Here is a 1005-nt window from a genome sequence, read left to right as displayed (position 1 = left end):
AATCAACTGTCAGGGTGAAAATGATATTGAGATAGCTCACTAATCCTGAATTGGTGTAGTAAGATTTAAGCTCTTGACAGAGGGCTTAATACACCTAACGCTTTGTTTAAAGTTCCAGTATCAAATAGCGAACAACAAATTGTACCGAGTTCGGGGCCACTAAAGCCTGTGCTTGCTACGCCAACGGACTAATGCCAAAACCGCATTAATCCGTTGGCTAGGCAATGCTCGGCTTCAACTCGTGGCCCCTCACACTCTTGAGACCGGAGGGGCTGGGTGACAATGCTCAGTAGCCAAATTATTCTTAGCTGGAAGTGGGTTGCTTCCGGCTTAGAATAAGACTCGTATTTGAGATGACGCGGGTTGGGCGTTAGCTCAAATCGATGTCGGCTGCGTTCCAGCAATTGTCACCCAGCCCCGGAGGTCGGAATAGGACACGTACATGCTGACGAACGAGTATCCGGGGTCAATTGCCGGCACCTTTCAACAACAATTGATGAAAAACACGGCCATAAAAAATGAGGCTGTGACATAACTAGCCTCTGTATAAGCAAATGGGACGAGAAACCGAATTTTGGTTTCTCGTCCCATTTGCTTACGCCTTTGATTTTTAAAGTTGGTCCCTACCGTGACCAGTTTCATAATGTTTAACGCCAGTATTACGATTCCGGCTTCCTTGGTGACCTTGTCGAAACCTCGCACCGAGAATCGATTGAAATGTAAAGAAGCCTTCATCTTGCCAAAAACTGGCTCAACATCGATCTTACGTTGAGCGTAAATCTGACCAGTTTCTGGAGCTGAAAGTAATTCTCGTTGTTTCGATTTGAAATATTCCCAATTTTCGTTCACGGAAATCCTTTTAAGATATCCTTTTGGTGTTAGTGCCGCGGAAATTAGTTGATGATTTTCATCATACTTTTCGGCAATGTATTCTTTAAAGTCACGGGTAAAACCATACTTATCAGTCCGTTGACGATAAGCATTAAAATTAAACCGGACGTTTTG

Annotated in this window: 1 protein-coding gene; it reads right to left on the bottom strand. The window is 44.0% G+C overall.

The features are described 5' to 3' along the window. Positions 1-483 precede the first annotated feature (483 nt). The coding region (locus HWX89_RS26655) for a transposase (protein ID WP_178340751.1) at positions 484-1005 on the bottom strand (522 nt) is incomplete at its 5' end.

The organism is Rhizobium sp. RM (assembly GCF_013390595.1).
GTDB lineage: Bacteria > Pseudomonadota > Alphaproteobacteria > Rhizobiales > Rhizobiaceae > Agrobacterium.
Note: the sequence above shows the minus strand (reverse complement) of the source record. Positions and strands in the feature narration are given on the sequence as shown.